Annotated in this window: 11 protein-coding genes and 4 pseudogenes; 9 read left to right on the top strand and 6 right to left on the bottom strand. The window is 71.7% G+C overall.

Annotated features, from left to right (window positions below; translation table 11 throughout):
• Positions 1–68: 68 nt before the first annotated feature.
• Positions 69–764: a B3/4 domain-containing protein gene (locus tag ACLJWH_RS18095; RefSeq protein ID WP_411142752.1), complete on the top strand. Its 696-nt coding sequence runs from the start codon at positions 69–71 to the stop codon at positions 762–764.
• A gap of 53 nt (positions 765–817) precedes the next feature.
• Here the strand turns inward: ACLJWH_RS18095 and ACLJWH_RS18090 are convergent, their stop codons facing one another.
• The gene (locus ACLJWH_RS18090) at positions 818–1,534 is read right to left on the bottom strand and encodes a lysophospholipid acyltransferase family protein (protein ID WP_411142751.1); all 717 of its coding nucleotides are present in this window, start codon (positions 1,532–1,534) and stop codon (positions 818–820) included.
• A gap of 284 nt (positions 1,535–1,818) precedes the next feature.
• Here ACLJWH_RS18090 and ACLJWH_RS18085 point away from each other — a divergent pair, with 284 nt between their 5' ends.
• The 5 genes and pseudogenes from ACLJWH_RS18085 to ACLJWH_RS18065 all read left to right on the top strand — a co-directional run.
• Positions 1,819–2,196: a TlpA family protein disulfide reductase gene (locus tag ACLJWH_RS18085; RefSeq protein ID WP_411142750.1), complete on the top strand. Its 378-nt coding sequence runs from the start codon at positions 1,819–1,821 to the stop codon at positions 2,194–2,196.
• Positions 2,197–2,420: 224 nt separating this feature from the next.
• Positions 2,421–2,927 (top strand): flavin reductase family protein, encoded by a 507-nt coding sequence (locus tag ACLJWH_RS18080; RefSeq protein WP_411142749.1) that lies wholly within the window; start codon positions 2,421–2,423, stop codon positions 2,925–2,927.
• A gap of 212 nt (positions 2,928–3,139) precedes the next feature.
• A complete protein-coding gene (locus tag ACLJWH_RS18075; RefSeq protein ID WP_411142748.1) occupies positions 3,140–3,925 on the top strand; it encodes an electron transfer flavoprotein subunit beta/FixA family protein in 786 nt (261 codons plus the stop codon).
• Positions 3,926–3,975: 50 nt separating this feature from the next.
• On the top strand, positions 3,976–4,938 hold the full coding sequence (locus tag ACLJWH_RS18070; protein ID WP_411142747.1) for an electron transfer flavoprotein subunit alpha/FixB family protein: 963 nt from the start codon (positions 3,976–3,978) through the stop codon (positions 4,936–4,938).
• A 221-nt stretch (positions 4,939–5,159) separates the two neighbouring features.
• Positions 5,160–5,339: pseudogene (locus tag ACLJWH_RS18065) on the top strand (transposase); the annotation flags it as partial.
• A 42-nt stretch (positions 5,340–5,381) separates the two neighbouring features.
• Here the strand turns inward: ACLJWH_RS18065 and ACLJWH_RS18060 are convergent.
• Positions 5,382–5,594, bottom strand: a pseudogene (locus ACLJWH_RS18060) (NAD(P)H-dependent oxidoreductase); the annotation flags it as partial.
• A gap of 351 nt (positions 5,595–5,945) precedes the next feature.
• On the opposite strand from ACLJWH_RS18060, the gene ACLJWH_RS18055 reads away from it, so the two are divergent.
• A complete protein-coding gene (locus tag ACLJWH_RS18055; RefSeq protein WP_411142956.1) occupies positions 5,946–6,902 on the top strand; it encodes a DUF5996 family protein in 957 nt (318 codons plus the stop codon).
• 191 nt (positions 6,903–7,093) lie between these two features.
• On the opposite strand, the pseudogene ACLJWH_RS18050 reads toward ACLJWH_RS18055, so the two are convergent.
• Positions 7,094–7,924, bottom strand: a pseudogene (locus ACLJWH_RS18050) (IS5 family transposase); the annotation flags it as partial.
• Positions 7,925–7,963: 39 nt separating this feature from the next.
• Between ACLJWH_RS18050 and ACLJWH_RS18045 the strand changes: the two are divergent.
• A pseudogene (locus tag ACLJWH_RS18045) lies at positions 7,964–8,328 on the top strand (IS5/IS1182 family transposase); the annotation flags it as partial.
• A 50-nt stretch (positions 8,329–8,378) separates the two neighbouring features.
• Here the strand turns inward: ACLJWH_RS18045 and ACLJWH_RS18040 are convergent.
• Both ACLJWH_RS18040 and ACLJWH_RS18035 read right to left on the bottom strand, forming a co-directional pair.
• The gene (locus tag ACLJWH_RS18040) at positions 8,379–9,143 is read right to left on the bottom strand and encodes an alpha/beta hydrolase (protein WP_411142746.1); all 765 of its coding nucleotides are present in this window, start codon (positions 9,141–9,143) and stop codon (positions 8,379–8,381) included.
• Between the two features lie 252 nt (positions 9,144–9,395).
• Positions 9,396–9,914 carry a DinB family protein gene (locus ACLJWH_RS18035; protein WP_411142745.1) on the bottom strand — a complete coding sequence of 173 codons (519 nt, stop codon included), beginning with the start codon at positions 9,912–9,914 and terminating at the stop codon, positions 9,396–9,398.
• A gap of 214 nt (positions 9,915–10,128) precedes the next feature.
• Here ACLJWH_RS18035 and ACLJWH_RS18030 point away from each other — a divergent pair, with 214 nt between their 5' ends.
• The gene (locus ACLJWH_RS18030) at positions 10,129–11,412 is read left to right on the top strand and encodes a DUF6986 family protein (RefSeq protein WP_411142744.1); all 1,284 of its coding nucleotides are present in this window, start codon (positions 10,129–10,131) and stop codon (positions 11,410–11,412) included.
• A gap of 431 nt (positions 11,413–11,843) precedes the next feature.
• On the opposite strand, the gene ACLJWH_RS18025 is transcribed toward ACLJWH_RS18030, so the two are convergent.
• Positions 11,844–12,884, bottom strand: a complete 1,041-nt coding sequence (locus ACLJWH_RS18025; RefSeq protein ID WP_411142743.1) for a LacI family DNA-binding transcriptional regulator — start codon at positions 12,882–12,884, stop codon at positions 11,844–11,846.
• Positions 12,885–12,987 lie beyond the last annotated feature (103 nt).

Below are 12,987 nucleotides of genomic sequence, written 5' to 3'. Positions count from 1 at the left end.
AATGCCTCCGGAGGCTGCCGCCCGGCCGCCTCCGGCAGACCCTCCCCACCGAACTCCGAGGAACGGCGATGACCCGCACCCTGCACGTCTCCGACGATGTCCGCGCGCTCGCGCCCGGCTTCGGCCATCTCGCCGTCGAAGCGCACGGACTGACCAACGGGCCCAGCGACGAGACCGGTGCGGCGCTGCTGAACGAGGCCACCCGCCGGCTCACGGAGCGGCTGGCCGGCCGCGCACCGCAGGACGATCCGCACCTCGCCGCCTGGCGCGCCGCGTACACCGCCTTCGGCGCCAAGCCCTCGCGGACCCGCAACTCCGCCGAGGCACTGGCCAAACGCGCCCTCGCGGACGGCGGACTGCCGCGCATCAACCGTCTCGTCGACCTCTACAACGCCATCAGCGTCGCCCACCTCATCCCCGTCGGCGGTGAGGACCTGGACCGTATCCAGGGCGATATGCGGCTCGTCCGGGCCACCGGCGAGGAGCCGTTCGCGACCGCGGCGGGCGGTGCGGAGGTCGTCGAGCATCCCGAGCCGGGCGAGGTCGTCTGGTGCGACGACGCGGGCGTCACCTGCCGTCGCTGGAACTGGCGCCAGGGCGTCCGCACCCGCCTGACCGAGGAGTCGGTCAGCGCCCTCTTCCTGCTGGAGCGGATGGCACCGATGTCCCTGGACGAGCTGTCGGCCGCCGCTGCCGAACTCGCCGAGGCGCTGCACAAGCTCTGCCCCGACGCCCGCATCGAGATCGGCGAGATCCGCGTCTGAGCTGCCGCCGAGCGTCTCGGGAGACCGTGCCGCTCGCCTCCGGGGCGCTCCCGCTAGCCGGCCGTCCCGGGCGTGGCCGGTGCGGTGCCGCCGAGGTGGGCCGGGATCCACCAGGTGTCCTCGGGACCCCTGGGGCGTACGGGATAGGCGCGCTGCGCCGCCTCCAGCAGCTCCTGCACCCGGGCCCGCAGCCGGTCGGTGACCTTCTCCGCCGACTCCGCCGGATCGGCCTCCATCGGCTCGCCCACCCGGATCGTGACCGGGTAGTGGCTGCGGCCCAGATCGCGCTTGTGGCCCTTGGTCCACAGCCGCTGGGTGCCCCACAGCGCCATCGGCAGCAGCGGCACCCCGGCCTCCTGCGCCAGCCGCGCCGCACCGGACTTGAAGTTCTTCAGAGTGAACGACTCGGAGATGGTCGCCTCGGGGAAGACCCCGATGATCTCGCCCGAACGCAGCGCGGAGAGCGCGTTCTTATAGGCGTGCACGCCCTGTGAACGGTCCACCGGGATGTGCTTCATCGCCCGCATCAGCGGCCCCGACACCTTGTGCCGGAACACCGAGTCCTTGGCCATGAACCGCACCAGCCGCTTGGCCGGTCTCGCCGCCAGACCGCAGAAGACGAAGTCCAGATACCCGATGTGATTGCTGACCAGCACGGCTCCGCCACGGCGCGGAATGTTGTCCGCCCCGGCGATGTCGAACTTGAGGTCGAGCGCCTTGAAGACGGTGCGGGCCGCACCGATCACGGGGGGATAGACGAGCTCTGCCATGTCGGAGGACCCCTTTTCTGTGCCTGGGGAGGGTTCTCCCGGCGGAAACCTACGCGGCCGTAAGTGTGCGGCTCCGGGAGATCGTGCCCGATGACGGCCCCAGGAGCCACCGCGTCAGGGGGCGCGGCCGAGAGATTCTCGTCACGTGGGGTTCACTTTCCGCGCTCGCCCTCCGCAACAGAAGGTACACCTCACGTCCCGGCAGGTGACCGGGCGGGAATGTTTACGGCCGGGCGGACGCTGCACCCGCCGATGACACACGGTTCATGACGGGGGCGTGGTCCATGACGGGGGCCAGGTCCGGGGCCGGATCCAACGGGAGGCGCAGGGTGCCAGGGCGGGACGACGGGGAGCGGCTGGGCGCCGCCGAGATCGGCGCGGAACTGGGGGAGCGGGCCACGCTGGTGCAGTTCTCCACCGCCTTCTGCCAGCCCTGCCGCGCCACTCGGCGCACCCTCACCGAGGTCGCGGACATGGTGGCCGGGGTCGCGCTCGTGGAGATCGACGCCGAGGCCCGGCTCGATCTCGTCCGGACCCTGGACATCGTGCGCACGCCCACGGTGCTGGTGCTCGACGCGGGCGGCGCGATCGTGCGCCGGGCCGCGGGGCTGCCGCGCAAGGCGGACGTCATCGCCGCACTGGGCGTGGCCGTCCGTGATTGATCTCCCAGATACCGGGCGGCCCTTGACGGTGCGGGCCGGGCATCGTCACTCTGACGTTATGCGGTCAGGGACCCTTCTGTACGGACGTGCGCACGTCGACCTTCTGCGTACCGCCAGCGCGCGCTGTCCGGGTGTGTGAGCAACGACGACAACAGTGCCGCCGGCGCCTCGTGGCCGCCGGCGGCTCCGCCTGGGCTCGTACACCACAGCAGAAGGACAATTCCATGACGGCCTCGCCCGACCTCGGTACGCCTCGCACCACCGCCCCCGATCTCCTGCGCTCCGTCTTCCGGCAGCACGCCGCGGGCGTCGCGGTGATCACCGCGCACGGCTCCCGCCCCGTCGGCTTCACCGCCACCTCCCTGACCTCCGTCGCCGCCGCGCCCCCGCTGCTCTCGTTCGGCATCGCCACCGGAGCCTCCAGCTGGCCGGCCGTCGCCGAGGCCGAGCACATCGGCGTCCACCTGCTCGGCGAGCATCAGCAGGACCTGGCCGCCACCTTCGCGCGCAGCGGCGCGGACCGCTTCGGACCGGCCACCTCCTGGCGCACCGGCCCCGAGGGCGTACCCCTCCTCACCGGCGTACTGGCCTGGCTGGTGTGCAGGGTGGTGGCACGGGTGCCGGCCGGCGACCACCGGATCGTGCTCGCCCAGCCGGTCGTCGGCGACCCCTCGGGACCGGGCCGGCCGCTCCTCTACCACCAGGGGCGCTTCAACGCGCTGCGGGACTGAAGGGTTCCCCGCCGCTCCGTCGTCCCCCGGGTCGGGGCCGTTGGCAAGGTCACAGTTCAACGGCCTTGATTCCGGGGACGAGACTGTATGTACTGGCGAGTAATATTCGGGTCGGCGCGAGGTTCCGCAACCGACCGGGAGCCGCCCCAACAGGCGCCTATGCTGCCAGCACAAGGCAGTTCTGAAGAGACGAAGCAGGTAGGAGAGCCGGCGTGAGCTTGAGGATCGTTGTCTGTGTGAAGTACGTGCCCGACGCCACCGGCGACCGGCACTTCGCCGAGGACCTGACCGTCGACCGCGACGACGTGGACGGCCTCCTCTCGGAGCTCGACGAGTACGCCGTCGAGCAGGCCCTTCAGATCAAGGAAGCTGCCGACGACGCGGAGATCACGGTCCTGACCGTCGGCCCCGAGGACGCCAACGACGCGCTCCGCAAGGCGCTGTCGATGGGCGCCGACAAGGCCGTCCACGTCGAGGACGACGACCTGCACGGCACCGACGCGCTGGGCACCTCGCTGGTGCTCGCCAAGGCCATCGAGAAGACCGGCTACGACCTGGTCGTCTGCGGTATGGCCTCCACCGACGGTGCCATGGGCGTGCTGCCCGCGCTGCTCGCCGAGCGGCTGAACGTGCCTCAGGTGACCCAGCTCTCCGAGGTCGCCGTGGCCGGCGGAAAGGTGACCGGCCGCCGGGACGGCGACACCGCCAGCGAGCAGCTGGAGGCCGCGCTGCCGGCCGTCGTGTCCGTCACCGACCAGTCCGGCGAGGCCCGTTACCCCTCCTTCAAGGGCATCATGGCCGCGAAGAAGAAGCCGGTGGAGTCCCTCGACCTGGAGGACCTGGAGATCGACGCGGACGAGGTCGGCCTCGAAGGTGCCTGGACCACGGTCGACGAAGCGACCGAGCGCCCGGCCCGTACGGCCGGCACGATCGTCAAGGACGAGGGTGAGGGCGGCAAGCAGCTCGCCGAGTTCCTCGCGGGCCAGAAGTTCATCTGAGCCCCGCCTCTTCTCAACCGCCTTCCTTCTTCCCGCAGGAGAGTCATCCCATGGCTGAAGTCCTTGTCTACGTCGACCACGTGGACGGTGCCGTCCGCAAGCCCACCCTCGAACTCCTCGCCCTCGCCCGCCGCATCGGCGAGCCGGTGGCCGTACACCTGGGCGCCGGTGCGGACACCGCCGCCGCCGTGCTCGCCGAGCACGGCGCGGTGAAGGTCCTGGCCGCCGACGCCCCGGAGTTCACCGAGTACCTCGTGGCCCCCAAGGTGGACGCCTTGCAGGCCGCCTACGACGCGGTCTCCCCGGCCGCCGTGCTGCTGCCCTCCTCCGTGGAGGGCAAGGAGATCGCGGCCCGGCTCGCGGTCCGCATCGGCTCCGGCATCATCACCGACGCCGTCGACCTGGAGGCCGGCGACGAGGGCCCGGTGGCGACGCAGTCCGTCTTCGCGGCGTCCTTCACCACCAAGTCCCGCATCACCAAGGGCACTCCGGTCATCACGGTCAAGCCGAACTCCGCCGCCCCGGAGGCCGCGCCGGCCGCCGGTACGGTCGAGCAGCTCGCGGTGACCGTCGCCGACTCCTCCAAGGGCACGAAGATCGTCTCGCGCACCCCGCGCGAGTCGACCGGCCGCCCGGAGCTGACCGAGGCCGCGATCGTGGTCTCCGGCGGCCGCGGCGTCAACGGCGCCGAGAACTTCCCGGTCATCGAGGCGCTCGCCGACTCGCTCGGCGCGGCCGTCGGCGCCTCGCGTGCCGCGGTGGACGCGGGCTGGTACCCGCACACCAACCAGGTCGGCCAGACCGGTAAGTCGGTCTCGCCGCAGCTGTACATCGCGGCGGGCATCTCCGGCGCGATCCAGCACCGTGCCGGTATGCAGACCTCGAAGACCATCGTCGCCATCAACAAGGACGCCGAGGCCCCGATCTTCGACCTGGTCGACTACGGCGTCGTCGGCGACCTGTTCAACGTCGTCCCGGCCCTCACCGACGAGGTCAACGCCCGCAAGGGCTGAGCCCCCGGCTCTCCGCGGCCTGCCACCGGCAGCGGCACGAGGCCCCGTACGCACCGCGCGTACGGGGCCTCGTGCCGTTGGTGCGAGGGTGGCGGGCCGGCGATGGTGGCCGGCGGCTCCGGGTGCGCCGCCGCACTACCGGGCGGACACCCCTCGCGGCCTACCAGGGCCTGTCCGGAGTCGTGATCCATGCGGTCTGTTCCGGACCCGAGGGGCACGCCGAGCGCCTCGGCACCCGGGACGGAGTCTTGAACGTGGACAACACCGGCTTCCCCAAGAAGGGCACCACCTCCGCCGGCGTGCGAAGGCAGTACTCCGGCACCGCCGGCCGCACCGAGAGCCGCCAGACCGGAGTCTTCACCACCCACGCATCGGCCAAGGGCAGAGGGCGAGACGATCGCGTGCGGGTACGAGAAAGAGGACCGCAGGGCGTGTCCGAGCACCAGGGAGTGCCGCTCGGTGCCGCCGGTCGCGCCGATGAGGACGGGCATGTCCGAGAGGGTCTGCTCCGGCATCACGTCGAAGAAGGACATGAACAGTCCGCTGAAGGAGGCGTTGATGGCGGGCGTGGCGGCGATGGCCCCGTCCGCCTGCGCGACCTGCTGGAACGCCGACTCCGGCGCGCCCCCGCTGACCCCCGTCAGCGTCGCGTCCATGATCGGGCGGGCGAGGGGACGCAGTCCACGAAGGTCAACTCCACCGGTACGCCCTCTTCTTCGATACGCCCGGCCACTGGGCGGGGGAATGGGGCGAGGGCGTGCCCCCCGGTCTCACGTCGTCATCCTGCGACGTTACAGACGATCCGGCAGAACGTGCTGCGGACCGCGTGCGCGGCCGGCAGCGGTACCCGCGAGCGGGCACAACGCCGGACCGCGTGGGACGATGGGCGAGGACCGCACTTCGGTGCCGGAGGCCGGCCCGTCACCGCACGGTACGTGTGCACACCGGCCCTTGCACCCCATGCCGACGGGTACCGGCGACCTCATCGACACGCTGGGAGGCTCCCCGTGAGCGAACGTCTCGCCGCGTGGCCGGAGCTCGACCGCGCGGAACTGGCGCCCATGGTCGACTACGTGAACCGGATCGTTCAGGTCGCGGGCAAATACACCCTGGACGATCCCTTCGAAGCGGGCTGGGGCAACATCGTCCTGGGCATCACGCCCCGCGGACTCGGCACGCCGACGTTCCGCCACCGGGGCGTGACCTTCACCGTGCACTACCGTCTGCTCGACGGTGATGTCGTGATCGAGACGGACAAGGACGAGCAGAGACTGCCGTTGTCCGGGGAGTCGGTCGCCTCGTTCTACCGGGCGTTCTGCGACACCGCGGCCGAACTCGGTATACCCCGCCCGCGCACCTCGCTGATCTGCGAGATCCCAGGCGCCCCGCCCACCTTCGAGGACGACCGCACCGAACGGACGTGGAACCCGCACGCGGCCCATCTGATGTGGCAGGCCATGAACCTGGCCACCGGCGGGCTGGAGTCCTGGCAGGCGCCCTTCCTGGGTCACCGCCCGCCGGTGGGTGTGATGTGGGGCGGGTTCGACCTGTCCGCCACCCGGCACCGGGCGCAGCCCACCACCCCGCCGCAAAACGCGCCGCCGTTCATGCAGAACGCGCAGCTCAACGCGTACGTCTCGGTGGGCTTCTCGTTCAAGAACGTGCCGGACAGACCGAGCATCGGCATGTACGCCTACATCTGGCCGCAGCCGGACGGTCTGGAGGGCCGGTCCTGGGGGGTGGAGGGCGCCACCTGGGACGCGGACGTCGGCCTGGTGCTGCTGCCGTGGGACGTCCTGCGGCAGACCGAGGACCCGCATCAGGCGATCGTGGTGTTCGGCGACGCCGTCTACCAGGCCGCGGTCGACACGGCCGGCTGGCCGGCCGACCTCGTCGGACCCCGCGTCGACGGCTGGTACGTGAGCCGGACCCCGGCCTCGGCCCTCCAGCACCTGCACGGCTGAGCCACGCCGGGGGCGCCCGGAACGGTGGTCGGCGGGCGCCCGCCGGGCGGGTTCGAGGCCGGCCGGCGACCACCGGGCGGTGTAGAGGCAGCGGGCAGGCATGCGGCCGCGCAGGTTTGCCGGCCTGGAGGCGGATCTCCTCGCGGCAGGTGGCGGCCTGGGGGCTTTCGTTTGGATTGCCGGGCGGATCGGACGAGGATGCCAGCGGTGTGGAGTCCGGCCAGGTAGATGGTTGCGGTCTTCTCGTAGCGGGTCGCGATACCGCGCCACTGCTTCAGGCGGTCACATGCACCTCTCGACGTGTTGCGCTGCTTGCCTGCCTCGCGATCGAAGGCCGTCGGTCCACCGCCCCGGCTGCCTCGTCGCAGCCGGTGACCCCGCTGGTCCGCCGGGACGGGTTCACCGCCCGGATACCGCGCTTGCGCAGGTGGTCACGGATCGCGCGAGATGAGTAGGCATTGTCCGCCGACGCCACGTCCGGCCTGGTGCGCGGACGACTACGCCGTCGGGGAACACGCAGGCGGGCATGACACCCGTGAAGGCGGGCGCGTCGCCGACCTGGCCCGCGGTGAGAACGAACGCCAGAGGCCGGCAGCGGGAATCGGCAGCGAGAGGGATCTCCGTGGTCGGTCCGCCACGGGAGCGGCCGATGGCGTGGTCGGCGGGTTCGTCGGCCGGGGCCCCCTTCTTTTTCCGGGCGCAGGCAGCGTGCTGGTGAGCGCGCCCGGCCGTGGAGTCCACCGATACGGCCAGGCCAGGTCCTCGTCGGCGTCGGCCTGGGCCATCAGCGTGGTGAACACCCGCTCCCAGGGTGCGTCGACGGCCCACATCCGCAGCCGGTGGCAGATGCCGCGCCAGTTGCCGGACTTCTCCGGCAGGTGCACCCACTGCGTTCCGGTCCGGGAGGTGAAGGCGATCGCGTCGATCACCTGGCGGCGATCCCGCCGGCGGTCACCCCGCTTCGGCGTACGGTCCGGGAGCAACGGCTCGATCCGCGCCCACTGCGCATCTGTTGACGGCACACCCGGCCCAACAACCGACTGATCCAAACGAAACCGGCCCAGTTCATCGCGGTGCTGGAGAAGGTCAGGGTGCGCGGACCGGTGGGCCGCCCGCGCACCCGACCGGACGCGGTAGCTGCCGATGGGGCGTACTCCCCGCGGGCGAGCCGCGCCCGACTGCGCAGACGCGGGATCGCGGTCATCCCGGAGCAGGCCGATCAGGCCGCGAACCGCAAGAAGCGCGGCAGGGATGGCGGCCGGCCGGGGGCCCATGACGCTGAGCAGTACGAGGAGCGCCACACGGTGGAGCGTGCATCAACAAGATGCGAGTGTGGCGGGGCCTGGCCACGCGCTACGACAAGAGGCTTGCGAGCCACCTGGCGGGGCTCCAGCTACGCGGATCCATCATCTGGATGCGCAGCCTCAGCCTGGGCCCGCGGTCGCGGCGTCCGGCCGGACGCCGCGACCGCGCACGTCAGGCCGGCGAGGTGACCGTCCGGCCGAAGTGCCGGGCGAAGAACCGGACCGCGCTGTCGGCCTCGAACCTGGGGAAGTCGAAGTGCTCGCCCGCGTTGGCGTGCAACGTCTTCTCCTTCGAGGCGAAGGCGTCGAACAGCGCGAGGCCGGCCTCGCGCGGGATGCGTTCGTCGTCCCACTGCATGTCGAACTCGATCGGGACAGTGACCTGCTTCGCCTTCTCGACCAGGGCATCGGGCCACATCAGGCCGAAGACCGCGGCCGTGATCCTGGGCTCGATCGCTACCAGCGGCACCCCGATCGCGGTGCCCAGGCCGATGCCGGAGTAGCCCACCGGCCCATCGGCGCCGATCTCCGGAAGTTCCTGAAGGGCGTCCAGGACCGCCTGCCACTCGGGCACGGCGAGCTCCGCCAGGCGGGCGTTGTAACGGACGACGATCGGGCCTTCCGGCTCGCCCGCCGCCTGCGCCTTGCGCAGCTCGGCGATCTCCTGCTCGTCGCGCGCCGTGCGCGGCCGGTCGCCGTGACCGGGCGCGTCGATGACGGCGACATGGAAGCCGCAGCCGGTCACGAGGCGCTGTGCCCGGCCCGCCATCGCCGGATGCTTCTTGTGGGCGCCCCCACCGTGGCCCATCAGCACCAGGGGTGCCCGGCCGGGCCCGGACGCCGGCGACCAGAGAACGCCGGGGACCTCGCCCACGATGAAGTCGCGCTCGACCATGCCGTTCGACGACGACTCGGCGGTGAACTGCGCAGAATGCATAGGTGTTGCCTTTCGGGAGTGCCTTGTTGTCGAGGCGCTCCCGGCGACACCTACGTCAATCGCCCGGCCGTGACGGGAAGGGGGAGCACCCACGTCGATACTGCGTTCATGGGTCTCACCTCCTCGGGCGGTGTCACGGTCGACCGCAAGCTACCAGCCCGATGCGATCCCGCCCACCTCTTTTCCCGTCACGTGATCACGACTCCGGACAGGCCCCAGTGCCGTGACCGGCAAACATTGCCGGTCTCGGCACTAGTCGCCGGTGACGCCGTCGATGCGCTCGCGCAGCAGATCCGCGTGGCCGTTGTGGCGCGCGTACTCCTCGATCAGGTGGACGTAGATCCAGCGCAGGTTCAGCGTGCGGTCGCGTGGACCGGCGAAGGTCTCGTCCAGCCCGCGATCCGTCATCGCCGCGTCGCAGCTCACGATCTCGGCGCGGAAGGCCGCGAAGTCGGCCTCGGCGCCGGCCGGGGCGGCGTCGTCGAAATCGGCGTCCTGATTGTCGGCGCTGAAGTAGAGGTCGCCGGTCTGCTCACCGAGGAAGCGCTGCCGGAACCAGCTGCGCTCGACCTCGGTCATGTGCCGGACGAGACCGAGCAGCGTGAGGTTGGAGGGCGGGGCGCTCGCCGTGACGAGCTGGTCCGGGGTGAGCCCCGCGCACTTGGTGAGCAGGGTGTCGCGGTGCCAGTCCAGCCACCCCTGGAGCATCTCCCGTTCGCCGACGGCTGTCGGCATGTCCCGGCGTTCTGTCTGTGGTGCGATCCAAGTCATGGGGTGAGTGTGACCGGACGGGCCGCCGTACGCCACGGAGTTGTTTCCGCTCACCGTGCACCCGGTCCCGGGCCCCTGGCCTGCGCCGCCTCCGGAGGAGGGTGTTGACCCCGGCAGGCGGCGCGATTAGGTTCGCCATACGGATTGTTGATTCCGTTGGATGGAATGCGGGGAAACGTCCGATCGCCGGGCGTGAGCACCGGGAGGGTGTCGAATGGGGCAGCAGGAGACCGTGGCGACGAGCCTTGCGGACACCGTACGCACGGAGATCGGCGCCGCTCTCGCCGTGACCGACGCGGATCTGGCGCGCCGTTACCCGGGCGACCCCGGCACCCGCCAGCCGGTCCACACCGTCTACGTCCCCGGTGATGTCTTCACCGCCGGAACCCTGCGCTCCTGGGGCGACCAGGCGCTCGCCGCCCTCGACGCGCACGCCCCCGACGCCGCCGCGTTCGCCGCCGTCCTCGGCATCCCCGACGAACTCGCCGGGCCGGTCCACGACCGTGTCCGCGCCAAGCTGGTGCGCGAGCCTGTCGAGGACCTGCGCATCGACTTCGAGGACGGCTACGGCCACTGCCCGGACGCCGAGGAGGACGAGGCGGCCGCACACGCCGCCGCGCTGGTCGCCGCCGCCGGCAAGGAGGGGACCGGGGCCCCCTATATGGGCATCCGGATGAAGTGCATGGAAGCCGCCGTCCGCGACCGCGGCATCCGCACCCTCGACATCTTCCTCACCGGTCTCATGGCGGCCGGCGGTCTGCCCGACGGGCTCGTCCTGACGCTTCCCAAGGTGACCTACGCCGAGCAGGTCACCGCCATGGTCCGGCTGCTGGCGGAGTTCGAGAAGGCCGCCGGGCTGGCGAGCGGCCGGCTCGGCTTCGAGATACAGATCGAGACCACCCAGTCGATCCTGGGTGCCGACGGCCGCGCCACCGTCGCCCGCATGATCGAGGCCGCCGAGGGCCGGGCCACGGCCCTGCATTACGGCACCTTCGACTACAGCGCCTCCTGCGGTGTCAGCGCCGCCCACCAGTCCCTGGACCACCCGGTGGCCGACCACGCCAAGGCCGTGATGCAGGCCGCCGCCGCGGGCACCGGAGTCCGGCTCTCGGACGGCTCCACCAACGTCCTGCCGGTCGGCCCGACATCCCGGGTACACGACGCCTGGCGGCTGCACCACGGCCTCGTCCGCCGGTCGCTGGCCCGCGCCTACTACCAGGGCTGGGACATGCATCCGGGCCACCTGCCCACCCGTTACGCGGCGGTCTATGCCTTCTACCGCGAGGGCCTGGAGCAGGCTTCGGCCCGGCTCGCGGCGTATGTCGCCAAGGCCGGCGGCGATGTCATGGACGAGCCGGCGACCGCCAGGGCGCTCAGTGGCTACCTGCTGCGCGGGCTGGACTGCGGCGCCGTCGACACCTCCGAGGTCGCCCGGCTGACCGGCCTGACCCGAGCCGACCTCGACGCACTCGCGGGCCGCCCGGTGAAGACGGCCTGACACCGCCGGCCACGCTGCCGTCGGCCACACCGCCGTCCCGCACCGCTCGCCGTCCCGCACCTCCCGTCGCCTCGTGGGCGCGGTCCCGTCGGGGCCCGGACGCGGGGCGGCGGCGTTGTCAGTGCCTCGTGCGAGCATGAATGCCGTTGCGTCAGAACTGCACGGGGGAGAGGCAGATGACACTTTCGCGCACCGCCGCGGACCGGCACGCCGTCGGACCGTACACGAGTCCTGAGCCGCGCGTACCGGTCGCCGTAGCGGCGGCCGCGGCTACGGTCACGGACCCGCTCGGCCGGCGCGGCGTCCCGGCTGCCGGCCGACTGCCGCCGCCTGCGCACGTCCGGCCGGTGGGATCAGTTCGGGCCGTGCGTGCCCGGCCGGCGGTCTCCGGCCGGCCGGGCTTACCCGGCCGGTCAGGCGTCCTCGGTCCGTCAGACGTCCTCGGGCGGGATCTCGCCGGAGCCGCGGGTGATCAGGCGGGTCGGGATCTCCACCCGGCACGGCGGCTCCTCGATACCGTCCAGCCGGCGGAAGAGCAGTCCGGCGGCGGTCCGTCCCATCCGTGCCGCGTCCTGCGCGACGACGGTGATCGCGGGGGAGACGAGATCGGCCAGTTCGAAGTCGTCGAAGCCCACCAGCGCGAGCGGGCGCGGCCGTTCGCCGAGGATGCGCACGGCGGTGACGGTGACCCGGTTGTTGCCCGAGAACAGCGCGGTCACCGGCTCCGGACCGGCCAGCATCGCGGCGGCGGCGGCGCGTACACGCTCGGGTGCGGTGGAGCCCAGCGACACCCACGACGCGTCGACCGGCAGCCCGGACTCCGCCATCGCGGCGCGATAGCCGCGCAGCCGCTCCATCGCGGTGTGGATCCGCGGCTGGTCCCCGATGAAGCCGATCCGGCGGTGCCCGTGCGCGATCAGATGGGCCACCGCTTCCCGGGCGCCGCCGAAGCTGTCGGAGAGTACGACATCGGCGTCGATCCGGCCGGCCGGCCGGTCCACGAAGACGGTCGCGACCCCGGCGGCGATCTCCGGTTCCAGATAGCGGTGGTCGTCGCCCGCCGGGATGATGACCAGTCCGTCCACCCGCCGCGCGCACAGCGCGAGCACCAACTCCTGTTCGCGGGCCGGGTCCTCGGCACTGGAACCATTGATCAGCAGCGCGCCGTGGCTGCGCGCGACCTCTTCGACGGCGCGGTTGAGCGGTCCGTAGAAGGGGTCGGCGAGATCCTCCAGGACGAGCCCGATGCTGGCCGTGCGGCCCTTGCGCAGGATCCGGGCGGAGTCGTTGCGGCGGAAGCCCAGCGTCGTGATGGCTTCCTGGACGCGCCGTTCGGTGTCGGGCGTGACGCCCGGTTCACCGTTGACCACGCGCGAGACCGTCTTGAGGCCGACTCCGGCCCGCGCCGCGACATCCTTCATCGTGGGCCGGGTGCCGTAGCGGCGGGCGGTGCCCCGGGCGGTGTCGGTCACGGTGCGCGGTCCTGTTTCTTTCGACAGCGGGGTGCGCTGCCGAGCATAGCCTCTAGACAACGTTGTCAAAAGCGTTAAGACTGGCCCATAACCTGCCGGGCTG

This window comes from Streptomyces sp. x-80, from assembly GCF_046549095.1.
GTDB lineage: Bacteria > Actinomycetota > Actinomycetes > Streptomycetales > Streptomycetaceae > Streptomyces > Streptomyces celluloflavus.
The sequence above is the reverse complement of the archived record's forward strand: the minus strand, read 5'-3'. Positions and strand labels throughout refer to the sequence as shown.

What these genes read in the sequence shown, in the direction of transcription:
- ACLJWH_RS18080 (WP_411142749.1), top strand. Translation starts at nt 2,421, where the DNA reads ATGACGGCCTCGCCCGACCTCGGTACGCCTCGCACCACCGCCCCCGAT.
- ACLJWH_RS18040 (WP_411142746.1), bottom strand. Translation starts at nt 9,143, where the DNA reads ATGCATTCTGCGCAGTTCACCGCCGAGTCGTCGTCGAACGGCATGGTC.
- ACLJWH_RS18090 (WP_411142751.1), bottom strand. Translation starts at nt 1,534, where the DNA reads ATGGCAGAGCTCGTCTATCCCCCCGTGATCGGTGCGGCCCGCACCGTC.
- ACLJWH_RS18070 (WP_411142747.1), top strand. Translation starts at nt 3,976, where the DNA reads ATGGCTGAAGTCCTTGTCTACGTCGACCACGTGGACGGTGCCGTCCGC.
- ACLJWH_RS18095 (WP_411142752.1), top strand. Translation starts at nt 69, where the DNA reads ATGACCCGCACCCTGCACGTCTCCGACGATGTCCGCGCGCTCGCGCCC.
- ACLJWH_RS18085 (WP_411142750.1), top strand. Translation starts at nt 1,819, where the DNA reads ATGACGGGGGCCAGGTCCGGGGCCGGATCCAACGGGAGGCGCAGGGTG.
- ACLJWH_RS18030 (WP_411142744.1), top strand. Translation starts at nt 10,129, where the DNA reads ATGGGGCAGCAGGAGACCGTGGCGACGAGCCTTGCGGACACCGTACGC.
- ACLJWH_RS18035 (WP_411142745.1), bottom strand. Translation starts at nt 9,914, where the DNA reads ATGACTTGGATCGCACCACAGACAGAACGCCGGGACATGCCGACAGCC.